Source organism: Actinoallomurus sp. NBC_01490 (assembly GCF_036227085.1).
Classification (GTDB): Bacteria; Actinomycetota; Actinomycetes; order Streptosporangiales; family Streptosporangiaceae; genus Actinoallomurus; species Actinoallomurus oryzae.
Genome location: NZ_CP109433.1, coordinates 5532662 through 5548716, shown reverse-complemented (window position 1 = coordinate 5548716; position 16055 = coordinate 5532662). Strand labels below are relative to the sequence as shown.

Sequence of the window (16055 nt, the reverse complement as noted above, 5' to 3'; positions counted from 1 at the left end):
GAGACTGGGTACCACGGGGCGGCATGCGTGCTGTTCCGCACTCCCCGTACTCACCGGCCCCGGCTTCACCGCGGCGGCAGGGGTGGCGTCGCCCATAAGGATCCGCAGGACTGACGCCAGCACGCGAGGAATCGCTCCTTCCGTCGGCCAGCAGAGAGGATCACCCATCAGTGGATCTTGCGCAACCCTTTCCGGCGCGGAAGCGCGGGACCTGCCGCTTCGCCGCTTCGAGCACCGGCCGGCCCCGGGACCGATCGCGGGACGCCCGTCATCCACGGACTCCCCGCCGTCGGCGAATTATCATGACATTCACGATCGCGAGCCAGCGGGTGGCCGGGAGAGCGGAGCGCGACATGGAATCGCCGGTGCCGGATGACGGACTTCCGCTCGCTCGAGCGCTGTCGAGCCTGCGTGCCGAGCTGGCCGAGGCCATCGAAGCGGCGCGTCAGGAAGAGCTGCGCTTCAAGGTCGAGTCGATCGAGGTGAACCTCCAGGTGGTCGCCACGACCTCCGGCGGCGGCTCGGCGGAGCTCGGCCTGTGGCAGGTGGTGAAGGTCGGCGGCAAGCTCGACCACAGCCGGGGGGCGACCCACAGCGTGAAGCTCACGCTCACCCCGGACCTGGCCGGCGACACGGCCGACGTCCGCGTCGCGGACGCTCTTCCCGAGCGCCCCGCCTGAGCCGAGGCGCCATGTCGCCGGCACACCGGAGCAGGGCCGCGCGGGTCGTCGAGATCTGGGCCGAGGCCGAGAGAGACAATTTCGGTTCGGGATACGCGATCGGCGACGACCTGGTGCTCACGGCCGCTCATGTGGTCCAGTCCGACGACGGGGCCCTGCGGAACGTCCAGGTCCGGCCGCTCGGCACGCCGGACTGGCTCACCGAGGGCGTCACGGTGGTGTGGTGCCGGCGCGACGACGCGGTCGACGCGGCGCTGCTCCGGGTGGGGAACGCACCGTGGCGCGGGTCGCCCGACACGGGCGCGCTGCGCTGGGGCCTGCCCGCCGTCGACGAGCGGGTGCCCTGCGTCGCCATCGGCTTCCCCGCGTCGCAGACCCGTCCGAAACGTGTGCGCGACACCGACGAGGCCGTCGGACACCTGTCGCCGAACACCCGCGCCAAGGCCGAGCGGCTGGTCATCGACCTCGACTCGCCGCCGCCCTCCGGCACGCGGGACTGGTCGGGCGTGTGCGGCGCGGCGCTGCTGTCGTCCCGCGGGCGGCGCCTGCTCGGCGTCGTGGTCGGGGACCTCGGGGGTTTCGCCCACCGCCGGCTGGAGGCGGTGAGCGTGGCCGGGCTCCTCGCGGACCCGGAGTTCGCCGCGCTGGCCGGCCATCCGGTGCCGGAGCCGGTCCACGAGGACGAACCCTGGCCGCTCGACCCTCGCGTGCTCCGCGAGCCGTACGACGAGCTGCCGCACCGCCACTCCGAGGCGCGGCTCCTGCTGCCGCGCCACGGCGTCGTGCCGTTCTCCGGGCGCGCCGGCGAGCTCGCGAGCCTGCGCGACTGGTGCCGTTCGGCGGAGTCCTTCAGCGTCGCGCTGGTGACCGGCGAGGGCGGCGCGGGCAAGAGCAGGCTCGCCGCCGAACTGTGCGTACGGATGCGCGAGGAGGACGGCTGGGACGCCCACGTCGCCGATCAGGACCTGGTCGACGACGAGGCCTGGGCGCGAATGGACCCGGTCTGGCCGCTGTTACTGGTCTTCGACTACGCCGAACGGATGATCCCGGCGCTGACCCGGCTCGCCGAGCGCCTGGCGAACTCCCGTCACGCCGGGCCGCCGGTACGGCTGCTGCTGGTCGCGCGGCAGGCCGGCGGCTGGTGGCGGACGATCGACGCCGAGACCGACGGGTTGTTCACCGAGGTGACCGACCTGCGGCTCGCGCTCACCCCGGCCGGCTTCGGCCCGGCGGAGCGGGCTGAACAGGCCGCGGCGGCGGTGGCCGCGTTCGCCGAACGGCTCGGCGTCGCGGCCGGCCCCGCGCCGGACGTGAGCAGCGACGAGTATGACAGTCCGCTGCTGGTGCACATCGCCGCGCTGTTGAGCGTGCACGGCGAGCGGATCGACGCCGACGCCCCAGACGGCCTGCGAAAACGTCTGCTCGACCGCCTGCTCGATCGCGAGAGACGGCGATGGGGGCACGCACAGACGGGGTGGAACGGCGGCGTCCGCGTCCACCTCGGGCTGGGTGAGGTCCCCGCCCAGCAGGCGGTCGCCCTCGCCGCGCTGACAGAGCCGGACCGGGACGAGGCCCGTGAGCTGCTCCGTACGGTCCCCGACCTGGCCGACGCGACGTCGGAGCGGCGAGGGCAGGTCGCCGACTGGCTCGTCCGGGCCTTCCCTGCCGAGGACGACCGTGAGGGCGTCCCGGCGATCGCGTCGCTGCGCCCCGACGCGCTCACCGAACGGCTGCTGGCCACCACGCCGGGCCTCGCCGATCTGACGGCGAGGCTCGTCGACGAGGAGGCCCGCACGCCGGCCCACCTGGCCCACCTGGCCCGCATGCTGCACGCTCTGCGGCTCGCCGCCGACCGCGACGGCTCCGTACGGCAGGTCCTGGGCGCGCTGCTGGCCTCCCGGCTGCGGGAGTTGCTGACGGCGGCGGCCACCGCTCCGTGGTCGGCGTTCTCCTGGCTGCTGAACGACTGCCTCGCCGAGTACGGGGACCCGGACGCGGATCCGGCCCGGAGCGAGACGGCGCGGGCCATCGCCGAGGCCGCCCAGGCGAGCCTGGAAGCCGTGCATCCGAACCTGCTGCTCGGGCGGCTGGCGGTCACTCATGCCCGGCTGGCCGTACGCCACTGCCGCGGCGCCGTCGCTGCGCCGCCACCGGGTGAGCTGGCCGATGCCCTGATCCGGCTCGGCTCGGCCTGCACGAGCCTTGGCCGCCACGATGAGGCCGTCGACGCCCTCCGCGAGGCCACCGGTATCCTCCAGAGTCCGGCCGGGCCCACGCCGGATCCGGCGACTCTCGCGCACGCCCGTTACAGCCTTGGCGTCGCCCTTGGCAACGCGGGACGTTTCGCCGAGGCGGTCGAGGAGTCCGGGGCCGCCACGGTCCTGTACGAGGAGCTCAGCACCGCCGAGCCGGAGCGATACCGCCCCCACTTGGCGAACAGCCTGAGGAATTACGCCAACGACCTCACCGACGCCGGACGCCACCAGGAGGCGCTGGCCTTCGCCGGGCGGGCCGTCAAGCGGTTCGCTGAGCTGGCCCGCACCGATCACGACCGCTATGGGGCGGAGTTCGCCGACGCGCTGAGCACCTTGGCGATCGCCTATGCCCGTGACGGTCACCCGGACACGGCTCTGTCGGCCAGCCTGCAGGCCGTCGCGATCCTCGACGGGGTCTCCGCCGAGTCCGAACGCCTGCGCCCCGACGTTCTGCACAGGTGCGCGTACGCTCTGATCAATCTCAGCGCGGACTTGGCGGACCTCGACCGGCACGAGGAGGCCGCGGACGCGACCGCCCGGGCAGCCGCGATCCGCGAGCGGCTCGCCGTAGTGGATCTCGAACGCTACGGCCCCGAGTACGCCCGCGCCCTGGACCTGCTGGTCAAGCGGTCGGAGCGGATCGGCCGCCACGACGAGGCGATGTCCGCCGCCGAGCAGCGCGTGCGGGTCTGTTCGGCCCTCGCCGCGACGGACCCGCTCCGCCATGGCCGGTCGCTCGCCGACGGTCTCCTCGTGCTCGGCCATCGCTCCTGGCAGGCCGGTGACGCCCGCCGGGCCCTGGACGTCACGCAGGAGGCTGTCACCGCGTACCACGACCTGCCCGAGCCGGACCGGGACGAGTCCCGTCCGTACCTCGCGCAGGCGCTGCACAATCTGTCCATTCAGTGCCTGATGGCCGGAGACATGGAAGGCGCGGTGGCCGCCGCCGACGAGGCCGTCGAGATCCGCCGCGCGCTCGTCACCGAGTTCTCGTCGGAGCCCGCCGTCGCCGACCTGGCCGCCTCGCTGAGCCAGCTGGGCCAGACATACGCCGCCCTCGGCCCGCGGTCCAAGGCATGGGCCGCAGTGGAGGAGGCGGTCGCGCTCATACGGCAGGTCGCCGAGAGCTCCCCCGGCACATACCGTCCGCGACTGGCCCGGACCCTGAGCAATGCCGGAAGAACGTACGCACTGACCGGGCGTGTCGCCGACGCGCTGGTGCTCTTCCACGAGGTCGTCGGCATCCGGCGGGATCTGGCCGCCGCCGACCCCGGCCGGTACGAACCGGAGCTCGCGGATACCCTGCACAACCTGGGCAGCGCCTTCCGCGCAAGCGACCTGTCCGCGCAGGCGGTACCACTATTCGAGGAGGCTGCGACGCTCTACCTCCGGCAGGCGGAGGCCGGAAATCGCGAGACGCTGCCGAGGCTGAGAGAGACCGTCGGGGCCCTGTGGCACGTGCTGATCGAAACCGGACGGTTCGCCGAGGCCGCTCGGTTGACCCAGAAGTACGAGGAGTACATCCAGTGACGACCTCGGCGTGAAGACGTCAGACGGTCATCGGCTGACCGTTGACCAGGACGTCGCGGAGGGACAGGCCCTCGACGTACTGGATCTGGCTGTCCTGCTGGATGTTGTCGAACACGCAGTTCCGGAGCCGGACGTCCCTGATCGGGTCGCGTTCGTAGCCGACCATGCTCGCGACGGCGCGCGCGCTCTCGCAGGTCAGGTCGCGCACCTCGATGTTGCGCACGATCGGGTCGTACTCTCCGGTGTCCCCCTCGCCGTGGTTGAGGTTCATGGAGATGAACTCGTGGTTGATGCCGCTGACCGCGATGTCCTTCAGGTAGATGTTCTCGATCAGCCCGCCGCGCACCGAGTTCGTCTTCACGTAGAGGCCGTAGTGCAGATCGGAACCGCCCATCCGGGAGTTCCTGGCGTACACGTTCGCGACGCCGCCCGAGGTCTCACTGCCGATGGCGATCGCCCCGTACCGGTTGATCATCTCGGTGTCCTCGATGAGCACGTCCGTGCACGGCACGCCGACCCGGCGGCCGTCGTCGTCGCGGCCGGACTTGATCGCGATGCAGTCGTCGCCGACGTCGAACGAGCAGCCGCGGATCACGACGCCACGGCAGGACTCCGGGTCGCAACCGTCGTTGTTCGGTCCCTTGCTCACGACCGTGACGTCCTGGACGGTGACGTTCTCCGACAGGACCGGATGGATCTCCCACATCGGGGAATCGACGATCGTGACGCCCTCGACGAGCACGTTCCGGCACCGGTAGAACTGGATGAAGTTCGGCCGCAGGTGATTTCCGTCGCCGAACACCCGCTGCTTCACCGGAACACCGTCGACGGCCATCTTCTGCAGCGTGGCCCACGCCGCGTCCGCCGCGTCGTCGCCGTTCCAGGACCACCAGTTGTCCCACGTGGCCTGGCCGTCGAGCGTGCCCGATCCGGTGACCGCGATGTTCTTGCGGCCGTAGGCGTAGATCAGCGGCGAATAGTTGTAGCACTCGATGCCCTGCCACCGGCTGTAGACGGCCGGCAGATAGTCGGCGGCGTTCGTGCTGAAGGTGATCCGCGCGTCCTTCTCCAGGTGCAGGTCGACGTTGTCCAGCAGGTGGATCGGCCCGGTCAGGAAGGTGCCGGCCGGGACGATGACGTGCCCGCCGCCCGCGGCGTGACAGGCCTTGACGGCCCGGTCGAACGCCTCGGTGCACAGCGTCGTCCCGTCGCCCGCCGCGCCGAAGCGGGTGACGGGGAAGCGGCGGTTCGGGAACCTCGGCGGCCGGACGCGGTGCGCGATGCCCTCGGCGTACCCCCACCCGGGCCGTCCGTGCACGCCGATGGTCGCGGCCCCGGCGGGCCCGCTCACGGCCGCGACGGCCCCGGCCAGCACCAGCCCGCCGGCCGTACCGAGCACTGTCCTGCGCGACCAGTCGTGTGAGGTCATCGGGAGAGTCCTTTCATCGCGAGGAGGAGACGGGACCGGCGTAGTCGCCCTCCCGCACGAGCGAGACGTCACCGAGCCCGCCGGAGCCGTCCAGGCCCCAGGCCGCGATCGCGACGGTGTTCTCGCCGTCGGTCCGCAGGATTCCGGCGGGTACCTGGAACACGTGCTGCGGACCCACGTCGTTGATGTACCGGCCGGCCTGCCAGCCGTTGACGAAGATCAGTGCCCGGTAGTGCCGTGCCGCGTCGTCGTCGATCTTGAGCCCGATCGGTGCGTCCTGTCCCTTGGGGACGTTCAGCCGGAACGTCGTCCGGTACCAGCCCACGCCGGGGGTCGGCTCCGCGTGCGGCAGGCTCACCGTCGGCCAGCCGGCGTCCTGACGGCCGGGCAGGGACCAGCCGGCCCGCTCCCCGTACAGCCCGCCGTTGTTGTACGGGCCGCGCACCCGGTCGGCCGGGTTCTCGCCGCCCTGGTTGCCCTGGATCCGCCACTTGATCGTCGCGGACGAGCCGGTGATCGCGGCGCCGGTGAGACCGCGCGGCTCCCGGTACGAGTCGTCGGCGGCCCGGTCCTGGTCGTGGCCCATGTTCTCGGCCAGCACGGACACGACGTTGTCCGCCCCCGGGCGCAGCGCCGAGGCGGGGAAGGCGAAGTTCTTGTTCCCGTCGCCGCCGCTGCCGAGGTAGTGGCCGTTGAGCCAGACCGCGTAGGCGCCGTGGTCGGTGACCGTGGCGGACAGCGTGATGCCGGTCTGGCCTCCGGTGGCGGTGAAGTGGCCGCGGTACCACACGTCGCCGTGGTGGAAGCCGTAGTCGTCCGGGTACAGGACCGGCGCCGTCTTGTCCCAGTACGGATTGTCCGTCGTTGTGTGGTCGGCGGCCGGCCAGGCGGAGTCGTCGAAGCCCGGCTGGGCCTCCGGCGTCTCGTAGCGGTACTTCCAGTTCGTCAGCGCCGGCAGCGACACCGGGCGCGGCCCGGCCAGCTGTCCGCCGAGGCTGCCGGAGCTCGTCGGCGTCATGCGGACCGGACGGCCGTTCCAGCGCACCGAACGCGCGCCCTGCGGGGCGAAGACCTCCAGCGGCCCGGCCCGGTCGGTGTCGCCGGTCAGCGCGACCTCCGCGCCGTGGCCCGAGACGGATGCCCCGCGCACCAGGTAGGGACCGCGGGCCAGGACCGGGCCGGCGCTCGTGTCGGCCCGCCAGAAGGTCCCGGCGGCCTGGTCGTCGCCGATCAGCAGCAGCAGGTCGCGCGTCCCGCCGTGGACGAGCACGCGGGCCAGGCCGTCGTGCTCGTAGTCGAGGCGGAGGTCGTGCCGGCCGGCGTCCCAGCTCGACCGCACCGAGCCGGACAGCACGGTGACCTTGGGCTTGGAGGCGTAGCGCAGCACGGTCTCTCCGTCCTCGCCGTGGCGCCCGTACAGCACCGCGATGTCGCGCTTGCCGGTGCCCGAGGGCTGGGCGAACGTCCCCTGCGTCATCAGCTCCGAGGTCGAGTAGACCAGCTCCTGGCCGCCGAAACGGTATGCGGCGACGAGCAGCTTCGAGTCACGCCCCGCGAGGGTGAGCGCGGTACCGGGCGCGCTCGGCACGGTCGGGTAGCGGCCCGCCGCGCCGAGATCGAGCGCGAGGTGCGTCCGGTCGTCGGCGGTGGAGGTGGAGTCGGCGTGGCGCACGACGTAGAACCGCGTCCCCGTGTTCGGGTCGACCCGCGCGTCCATCCGGATCGCGCCGTCGTCCGGCGGCGCGGTGGTGAGCGGATCCGTCGTACGCAGCGGGGCCACGGACTGGACCAGGTAGCCGAGGAGCTTCTGCTCGGTGTACTTGGGGGTGAGCCGGCGCGCCTCGTCGATCGCGGCGCCGTAGTCGTAGGAGGTGTAGTCGAAGTCCGTGGCGAGCCAGCCCCAGTTGGTGCCGCCGTAGGTCATGTAGAAGTTCTGGATCGTCGCGCCCGCGGCGAGGTTGGCCTCCTCGAAGACCCGCTCGAAGTCGGGGCCGGTCAGCGTCCGGCAGTTCTCATGGCCCGCGCCGCCCCACTCGTCGAACGCCCCGCCCTGGAACTCGGCGAAGTTCACCGGCGTGTCGGGGAGCCCCGCGCGGTACTGCCCGTAGTCGGACGGGACCGGCTTCCACTGGCCGGGCTCGGCGCAGTCGAAGCTCTGCGGGTAGACGGTGTAGCCCTCCATGTCGACGGCGCCCGTGCCGGAGGTGAACCTGGCGTCGTTCGCGCCGGTGAACGGCACCGTGATGCCGTCGGAGCGGACCTTCTTCTCCAGCGCGCTCAGGTACGCCCGGCTCTCCTCCTCGCTCTGCTTGACGCTGTAGAGCTCGTTCTCCACCTGGTAGAGGAGCACGGGGCCGCGGCCGTCGGTGACCTGGTGGCGGGCCAGGATCCGGTCGATCTCTCCCAGCCACTCGTTCGCGGCGGCGAGGTAGGCCGGATCGGTGGAGCGGGCCTTGCCCTTGAGGGTCGTCAGCCAGCCGGGGAAGCCGCCGGAGTCGGTCTCGGCGTTGATGTACGGGCCCGGGCGGGCGATGACGTACAGCCCGACCTGGTCGGCGATGTCCAGCAGCCGGTCGACGTCGCGGACCCCGGTGAAGTCGTACACGCCCCGGCGCGGTGAGTGGTAACCCCAGTCGAAGTAGATGGACACCGCGTTGAACCCGGCGGCCTTCATCTTCTCCAGCACGTCACGCCACAGGGCGGGGCTGGGCAGCCGCCAGTAGTGGAACTCGCCGGACCACAGGTAGACCCGCTGGCCGTCGATCGTCAGCGAGTAGCGGTCGAAGCCGACCGTGTGCCGCCCCTCGCGCTCGGCGTGCGCGGGCGCGGAGAGCAGCCCGGTCGTCAGCAGGCACGCGAGCACCAGGGCCAGAAGAGGCCGCCGGATCGCCATCGGCCCATCCCTTCGTCGGGAAAAGGTTTTCCTAAACCCCGGTCCTATCGTGTGGTGCCGCGCCGGTCAATCGTTTGATCCAAATTGGCCGACGTCGGCACCGAGCACGGCGCCCGGGGCGCGTGATCGTCAGTCGTGGGACGGAGGAGCGGTGGAGGCCCGCGTGATCAGCGCCATCGGGCCGGCGAGGATCTCCTCGACGCTGTCGTCGGGCTTGAGGCCGTTCAGCAGCGAGACGCCACGACGGCCGAGCTCCTCCAGCGGCATCCGCACCGTGGTCAGGGGCGGCGCCAGGTAGCTGGCGAGGTCGAGGTCGTGCACCGCCACGATGGACATCTGGCGGGGGATCTCCAGCCCGGCCTCGCGCAGGCGTTCCATCGCGCCGATGGCCGAGGCCACATTCGCCACGAAGACGGCGGTCGGCGGGTCGGGGTCGGCGAGCAGCGAGCCCATGGCCGCGGCCCCGCCGGCCGGCGTGTAGTCGGCGGCGGCGATCGGCCCGTCGGGCAGCCCGGCCTCACGCATCGCCGCGGAGTAGCCGGCGAACCGCCGCTGCGCCGTGTCCGCGCCGGAGGGACCGGCGAGGTGGGCGATGCGGCGGTGGCCGAGCCCGACGAGATGCCCGACGGCGAGCCGGGCCGCGCGCTCGTCGTCCAGGATCACGTAGCGCTCGACGGCCGGGCTGCGGCGGTTGAGCATGATCCAGGGCACGGCCGCGCGGTCGAGCTGCTCGATCAGCCCGGTGTCCTCCCCCGACCCCGCCAGCAGCAGCCCGTCGATCCGGCCGGGGCCGAGCAGGTCCATGTAGCCGACCAGCCCGGCGCCGGTGGCGCTGCCGGTGACCAGCACGCAGCCCAGGGCCGCCGCCGCGGCCTCGGCGCCCTTGATGATCTCGGCGTAGACGGGGTTGGCGAAGTCGGGGATGAACAGCCCGAACATGTGGGCCCGCGCGGTGCGGAGGCTGCGGGCCGTCACGTTGGGCCGGTAACCCAGCTCCTTGATCGCCGCCAGGACCCGCTGACGGGTCTCCGGCCGGATGTTGAGGGTGGGATCGTCGTTGACCACCCGGGACACGACCGCGCGGTCCACCTTGGCCATCGCGGCGACGTCCGCCAGAGTCACACGGGCCGTTCTCATAACGACAGGAGTCTTTCACTCTCTCCGGTCCGCATGGATCGATACAGCGCGTCCATGAGATCGAGAGTACGGAGATTGTCCGCCGCCGTCGTCTCCGGCTCGCCGTCCTCGGCGATCGCGGCCAGCAGCGACCCCATCGGGCCGGCGACCGCGTCGGGCAGCCAGCGCGTGGTCACCGGGTAGGGCAGCCAGCCGTCGGTCGGCAGGGTCCGGCTGTTGACCTCCAGGGTGTCGGGACGCCCGTGCGGGTAGTCGTAGAGCAGCCCGAGGGTTCCCTTGATCGCCCCCTCGGAGCCATCGATGCGGAAGGCGGCCTCGTAGTCGCCCGTCCGGTTCTCGTGCGTGGCGTGGACCAGCGCGCGTACGTCGCCCGGATAGACCAGCGTGCTCATCGTCCGGGTCTCGCCCTTGGCGAGCTGGCCGGGCGTACGGCTGCCCGTGCAGAACACGCGTTCCGGATCGCCGAGGATCGAACGGATCGCGTCCAGGTAGTGGATCGAGTGGTAGGCGATCTCCAGTCGGTCGGAGGCCACGAGCCAGTCCCACGCGCTCCAGTCGGTGAAGATGTTCACGGTGAACGTCATGGCCGTCGGCTCGCCGATCCAGCCGGCCCGGACCATGGCCCGCGCGGCGGCGATGCCCTCGTCGAAGCGCAGCTGCTGGTTGACCGCGACCTTCACGCCGCGCTCGCGGGCGGCGTCGACCAGCTCGCGGCCGGTGGCGGCGTCGGGCGCGAAGGGCTTCTGGCAGAGCAGGTGTCTGCCGGCCTCGATCGCGGTCCTGGCGATGCCCGGCTGGGCGTCCGGCGCGACCGCGATGTCCACGACGGCCACCCGCTCGTCGGCGAGCAGCTCCTCCAGTGATCCGTAGACCCGCTCGATGCCGTGGTGGTCCGCCGTGGCCCGCGCCTTGCCGGCATCGAGGTCGAACAGGCCGGTGATCTCGAGCCCGGCCGCGCGGTAGGCGGGCAGGTGGGCGACGTCGACGATGGCGCCCGCGCCGACGACGGCGACGGGCAGCCGATGCTCGGGCGGGATGGTGAGGTCGACGGCGGCGGCGATGGGGGCGAAGACGTCGAGCACGGTCAGCTCCCGATGCCGTAGAAGCGCGCGGCGGTGCCGCCCAGGACGGCGGCTCGCTCGGTGTCCGGCAGGTCGCGCAGCAGCACGCCGGTCTCCTCCCATACCTTGGCGTAGTCGCCGGCCAGTGTCGCGACCGGCCAGTCACCCCCGAACATCAGCCGCTCGGGCCCGAAGACCCCGAGCGCGTGGTCGACGTACGGCCGCAGGTCCTCGGCGGTCCAGGTCTCGGGGTCGGCGGCCGTGTTCAGCCCGGAGACCTTGGCGTACACCCCGGGGCACTCGGCGGCGCGGGCGAGGAGCGAGGCCCACGGCTCCCACCCCTTCTCCCTGATCGGCGGCTTGGCGAGATGGTCGATGACCATGCGCAGGCCCGGGACGCGTTCGGCGAGCACCGCCACGTGCTCCAGGTGCCGTGGCAGCACCGCGACCACGTCGAACGGCAGGCCCGCCTCGGCGAGCAGGCCGAGCCCCTCGATCACCGCGTCCTGCACCACCCAGTCGGGGTCGCTCTCGTCGTGGATGAGATGCCGCACCCCGGCGAACTTCGGATGCGCGGCGTACCGCTCCAGGGCCCGGGCGGCCTCGTCCGGGCGGTTCAGCGGCACCCAGCCGACGACGGCGGCGATGACGTCGTCGTGGGCGTCGGCCTGCGCGAGCATCGCGTCGGTGTCGGCGTAGGTGTCGGCGGCCTGCACGAGGACGACGCGATCCACGCCCGCGGCGTCGAGCTGTGGCAGCACCTCCGGGGGCGCGAAGGTGCGGAAGATCGACCCGGAGGCGGGCGTCAGCCACGGGTAGGAGCCCGTCTCCAGGTCCCAGAAGTGCAGGTGAGCGTCGATCACGACCATTCGGCTCTCTCTCCCATCAGGTGGCCGGCGGAGGCTGGACGAGCTCCAGCGTGATGTCATCGGGATCGAGGAAGTAGCAGGCCGCCCCGCCCGCGTTGACTCCCGCGGTGATCTCGTTCGGGGGTGACACGAACCGCACCCCCGCCGAGGACAGCCGGGCGTGCTCCGCCCGTGCGTCCTCGACGGTGAGGGCCAGATGGGCGGCGCCCGGCAGGTGCCGCGCGGGGTCCCGGGGCGCGCCCCGTGGCCGCATGTACTCCACGAGCTCCAGGTCGTGGGTGGAGACGCCGCGGGGCTGGCCGGGCACGGCGAGCTGCGCCACGCGCAGCACCGCGTCGGGATAGCCGACGAGCCGGCGCGTGTAGTCGTTGTCCTGGTCCTGCCGGTGCACGAGGGTGAAGCCGAGCAGATCCCGGTAGAAGGCCACCGACCGGTCGAGGTCCGCGACGGTGAAGGAGAAGTGCCAGACCCCGTTCATCGCAGGGCTTCCTCCTTCTTGGGGCCGGGTGCGGCGGCCCGTGCCGCCGCGCCGCGCCCGCGGGTCTGGCGTTTCCGGCCGGCGATCGTGTAGATCGCGGCGGCCACGATGAGGACCGTACCGACGATGACCCCCTGGTAGTTGGCGCCCAGGTTCAGCACGTTGAAGCCGTTGTCGAGAGTGAAAAGTATCAGCGCGCCGACCACGGACTTCAGCACGCTGCCCACGCCGCCGAACAGTGAGGTGCCGCCGAGGATGGCCGCCGCGAGGACGGTCAGCTCGGTGCCGTTCAGGCCGGTCGGGTTGATGGCGAGCAGCTTCGCGGCGAAGAGCACGCCGACGAACCCGGACCCGAGCCCGTTGAGGACGAACGCGCCGATCTTGTACCGGTTGACGTTGATGCCCGACAGGCGGGCCGCCTCGGCGTTGCTGCCCACCGCGTACAGGCGGCGGCCGATCACGGTGTAGCGCAGCACGGCCCACGTGACGGCGGCGATGAGGATGAGGTAGTAGGTCGGCTTGCTGAGCCGCACCTGGTACCCGAGCAGCGGGTCGAGCGCGATCAGCACGACGCCCGCCGCCACCGCGACGCCGCCCACTCTCCGGTCCTTCCGGCGGATCAGCACGACGGCCCCGGCCACCAGCGCGATGACACCGATGATCGCCAGGAGGTGCGTGAGCGTCCAGTAGCCGGCCTGCAGCGCGATCAGCGACCGCTGCGCGTCGGGGTCCTTGGCGGTGATCGTACGGCCGTCCGTGACGATGAGCACCAGGCCGCGGACGGCCGTCATGGTGCCGAGCGTCACGATGAACGCGTTGATGCCCACGAGCTGGACGATCACGCCGTTGACGACACCGCACACGAGACCGGCGCCCAGGGCGATGGCCATGGCCAGCGGCAGCCCGAGCGAGCTGACCAGGCTGAGCGCGGTGGCCGCGGAGAACGCCGCGACCGAGGCGATGGACAGGTCGAAGTTCCCGCTGATCAGCACGACCGTCGTGAAGACGGCGAGGATCGCGACCAGCGACGACTGGTCGAGGATGTTGGTGATGTTGGTCGCCGACAGGTAGCTCGGCCGGCCCATCTGGGCCGACAGGACGGTCAGCACGACGATGATGAGCACGAGGGCGTAGACGACACCGGCGTTGCCGGGCCGGAACGCGGCGGCCAGCCGCGAGCGGGCCGCGGGTTTCTCAATCGTCATCCGGAGCTCCTCCGCCGTCGAAACCATTGGCGAGCATCAGCAGTTCCTCCTCGGAGGTCTCATGAGCCGCGCGCTCGGCGACGACGCGCCCGTCGCGGACGACGAGAACGCGGGTCGCCACGGCGAGCAGTTCCTCGAACTCGCTGCTCACGATGAGCACGGCGCCGTTCTCGGCGGTGAAGCCGCGGATGAGGTCGAGGATGTCGGCCTTGGCGCCGACGTCGACCCCGGCCGTGGGTTCGTCGAGCAGGAAGACCCGGGCACCGCCGTACAGCCACTTGCCGAACACGACCTTCTGCGCGTTGCCGCCGGACAGCTCGGTGACGGCGGCGTCGGGTCCCGGGCAGACGATGCCGAGATCCTCGATGGCCCGGGCGGCGAGCCGGCGCTCGGCCCCCTCCCGCGGCAGGGCCCGGCCCGAGGCCAGCGAGCACAGGTCGGGCAGGGAGATGTTCTTCCAGATCGGGAACGCGCCCACCAGGCCCTGCGCGTTCCGGTCCTCGGGGACGAGCGCCATGCCGGCGGCGACGGCCGCGCGGGGTCCGCGGCGAACGCGCCGCCCGTCGACGAGCACCTCGCCACGCGCACGCGGGTCGGCCCCGTAGACCGCGTGCAGGATCTCCGACCGGCCGGAGCCGAGGAGTCCGGCGAGGCCGACGACCTCACCGGGCCGTACCTCGAAGGAGACCCGGTGAACGCCGGCCGGCGAGTCGAGGTCGCGGACCGTGAGCAACGGCGGGCGGTCGGCCGCGACGGGCGCGGGCGTACGGCGTTCGGCGGCGAGCAGGTCCCGGCCGACGATCGCCTGGACGAGCCGGTCCTCGTCGTACGCGGCGGTCTCGCCGTCCTCCACCACGGTGCCGTCCCGCAGCACCGTCACCCGGTCCGTCAGGTCGAGCACCTCATCGAGGAAGTGCGAGACGTACAGGAACGCGGTGCCCTGCGCGGAAAGCCGCCGTACCACGTCGAAGACCACCTGACGCTCGGCGTCGGCGAGCGAGGCCGTCGGCTCGTCCATGACGACGAGTTCGGCGCCGGTGGCCAGCGCCTGGAGGATCGCCACCATCTGCCGCTCGCCGATGGCCAGGTCGGCCACTTCGGCGTCGGGGTCGATCGCGTAGCCCACGCGGTCCAGCAGCCGGTCCAGCTCCACGCGCCGCCCGCGCTGGAGCCGCCAGGGGCCCGGGCTGCCGAGGAAGACGTTCTCCAGGACCGTCAGCGCCGGTGCCAGCGGCACGTGCTGCATGATCGTGGCGATGCCGGCGTTGCGAGCGGCGCCGGGATTCCTCCAGCGGACCTCCTCGCCCTTCCAGCGCAGCGTGCCGGCCGTCGGAGCGTGCGCACCGGCGATGACCTTGATCATCGTGGACTTGCCGGCCCCGTTGGCGCCCACGAGACCGTGGACGCTGCCGCGCCGGACGTCCAGCCGGGCGTCCCGCAGGGCGACGGTGCCGCTCGGGAACGCCTTGCCGACGCCGTCGAGGGACAGCAGCGTGGTCACCATTGCGGTGTGCAGTCGTTGAGGTTGTCCTTGGTGATGACCGGCGTGTCGTAGGTCACGAACGCGGCCTTCTGCTTCTTCTGGCCGGTCAGGTCCTGGTAGAGCGTGTTCAGCGCGAGTTTGCCGAGGTCCTCGGGCTTGAAGCAGACGGTGCCGGCGACCTGGCCCGACCTGATCGCGTCGATGCCGAGCTTGCTGCCGCCGATGCCGATGACCTTCGCCTTGGAGCCGGCGGCCGAGACCGCCTTGGCGCAGCCGACCGACATGTCGTCGGACTCGGCGTAGAACAGACCGATGTCGCCGTGGGAGGCCAGCATGTTCTGGCACGCCGACTGGGCCTTGTCCTGAACCCAGTCGCCCGGCTGCCGGGCCACCACGGTGAACGTCCCGCCCTTGGACGCGGCCGCCTGGGGGAAGTCCTGCCAGCGGTTCGTGACCTCGGCGAAGCCCGCCTGGCCCTCCACGACGGCCATCTTCCCGCCGCCGGGCACGATCTCGGCCGCGAGCTGCCCCGCCTGGGCGCCGGCGGCGTACTCATCCTGGGTGGCCAGCGCGACCAGGCTCGGGTAGACGTCCTTGAGCTTGCGCTGCTTGGGGTCGCCGACCTGCGAGGCCACGGCGACGGTCGGGATCTTCGCGGCGCTGAGCCGGTCCGCCAGCCCCTGGGCGACACCGGAGTCCACGGGCAGCAGGAGGACCCCGTCCGGCTGCTGGGCTATCAGGTCCTGGACGTCGTTGCTCTGCTTGTCGGCCTTGCCCTGCGCGTCCAGCTCGACGAGCTTGACGCCGAGCGTGGCCGCCTCCTCCTTGATCCCCTTGCTGATCGCCGCGGGGAAGGGGAAGCTCAGGCCGAGGTTCGAGACGCCGATCGTGTAGTGCTTCTTCCCGCCGCCTTGCGCGGACGTGGAACCGGACGAACTGCTGCAGGCGGTCACGGCGGCCGCGAGGGCGACCGCGACGAGGAATGGCTTGCGCACGGGTTCTCCTGAATGGTCAAACGATTGACTATGAAAGCCC

General features: G+C 71.8%; 11 protein-coding genes. 2 read left to right on the top strand and 9 right to left on the bottom strand.

Features of this window, described 5'->3' with window-relative positions; translation table 11 throughout:
- Positions 1-302 precede the first annotated feature (302 nt).
- Positions 303-680 carry a trypco2 family protein gene (locus tag OG417_RS25860; protein ID WP_329261212.1) on the top strand — a complete coding sequence of 126 codons (378 nt, stop codon included), beginning with the start codon at positions 303-305 and terminating at the stop codon, positions 678-680.
- 11 nt (positions 681-691) lie between these two features.
- Positions 692-4465, top strand: coding sequence for a tetratricopeptide repeat protein (locus OG417_RS25855; protein ID WP_329261209.1), 3774 nt, complete (start codon positions 692-694; stop codon positions 4463-4465).
- Positions 4466-4484: 19 nt separating this feature from the next.
- Here OG417_RS25855 and OG417_RS25850 read toward each other — a convergent pair whose 3' ends face one another.
- From OG417_RS25850 to OG417_RS25810, 9 genes are all read right to left on the bottom strand, one after another.
- Positions 4485-5894: a glycoside hydrolase family 28 protein gene (locus OG417_RS25850; protein ID WP_329261207.1), complete on the bottom strand. Its 1410-nt coding sequence runs from the start codon at positions 5892-5894 to the stop codon at positions 4485-4487.
- Positions 5895-5907: 13 nt separating this feature from the next.
- On the bottom strand, positions 5908-8787 hold the full coding sequence (locus OG417_RS25845; protein ID WP_329261205.1) for a glycoside hydrolase family 35 protein: 2880 nt from the start codon (positions 8785-8787) through the stop codon (positions 5908-5910).
- 129 nt (positions 8788-8916) lie between these two features.
- The gene (locus OG417_RS25840) at positions 8917-9909 is read right to left on the bottom strand and encodes a LacI family DNA-binding transcriptional regulator (RefSeq protein WP_329261203.1); all 993 of its coding nucleotides are present in this window, start codon (positions 9907-9909) and stop codon (positions 8917-8919) included.
- A gap of 11 nt (positions 9910-9920) precedes the next feature.
- Complete coding sequence (locus OG417_RS25835; protein ID WP_329261200.1) at positions 9921-11006, bottom strand: Gfo/Idh/MocA family protein; 1086 nt, start codon at positions 11004-11006, stop codon at positions 9921-9923.
- A 2-nt stretch (positions 11007-11008) separates the two neighbouring features.
- Positions 11009-11854 (bottom strand): amidohydrolase family protein, encoded by an 846-nt coding sequence (locus OG417_RS25830; protein WP_329261197.1) that lies wholly within the window; start codon positions 11852-11854, stop codon positions 11009-11011.
- 16 nt (positions 11855-11870) lie between these two features.
- Positions 11871-12332 (bottom strand): VOC family protein, encoded by a 462-nt coding sequence (locus tag OG417_RS25825; protein WP_329261194.1) that lies wholly within the window; start codon positions 12330-12332, stop codon positions 11871-11873.
- Positions 12329-13537 (bottom strand): ABC transporter permease, encoded by a 1209-nt coding sequence (locus OG417_RS25820; protein WP_329261191.1) that lies wholly within the window; start codon positions 13535-13537, stop codon positions 12329-12331. The genes OG417_RS25825 and OG417_RS25820 overlap by 4 nt, the downstream gene beginning before the upstream one ends.
- Positions 13527-15038, bottom strand: coding sequence for a sugar ABC transporter ATP-binding protein (locus OG417_RS25815; protein WP_329261189.1), 1512 nt, complete (start codon positions 15036-15038; stop codon positions 13527-13529). Before OG417_RS25815 ends, OG417_RS25820 begins: the two co-directional genes overlap by 11 nt.
- A complete protein-coding gene (locus OG417_RS25810; RefSeq protein ID WP_329261186.1) occupies positions 15035-16015 on the bottom strand; it encodes a sugar ABC transporter substrate-binding protein in 981 nt (326 codons plus the stop codon). Before OG417_RS25810 ends, OG417_RS25815 begins: the two co-directional genes overlap by 4 nt.
- Between the last annotated feature and the right edge of the window lie 40 nt (positions 16016-16055).

What these genes read in the sequence shown, in the direction of transcription:
- OG417_RS25860 (WP_329261212.1), top strand. Translation starts at nt 303, where the DNA reads ATGACATTCACGATCGCGAGCCAGCGGGTGGCCGGGAGAGCGGAGCGC.
- OG417_RS25855 (WP_329261209.1), top strand. Translation starts at nt 692, where the DNA reads ATGTCGCCGGCACACCGGAGCAGGGCCGCGCGGGTCGTCGAGATCTGG.
- OG417_RS25850 (WP_329261207.1), bottom strand. Translation starts at nt 5,894, where the DNA reads ATGACCTCACACGACTGGTCGCGCAGGACAGTGCTCGGTACGGCCGGC.
- OG417_RS25845 (WP_329261205.1), bottom strand. Translation starts at nt 8,787, where the DNA reads ATGGCGATCCGGCGGCCTCTTCTGGCCCTGGTGCTCGCGTGCCTGCTG.
- OG417_RS25830 (WP_329261197.1), bottom strand. Translation starts at nt 11,854, where the DNA reads ATGGTCGTGATCGACGCTCACCTGCACTTCTGGGACCTGGAGACGGGC.
- OG417_RS25825 (WP_329261194.1), bottom strand. Translation starts at nt 12,332, where the DNA reads ATGAACGGGGTCTGGCACTTCTCCTTCACCGTCGCGGACCTCGACCGG.
- OG417_RS25820 (WP_329261191.1), bottom strand. Translation starts at nt 13,537, where the DNA reads ATGACGATTGAGAAACCCGCGGCCCGCTCGCGGCTGGCCGCCGCGTTC.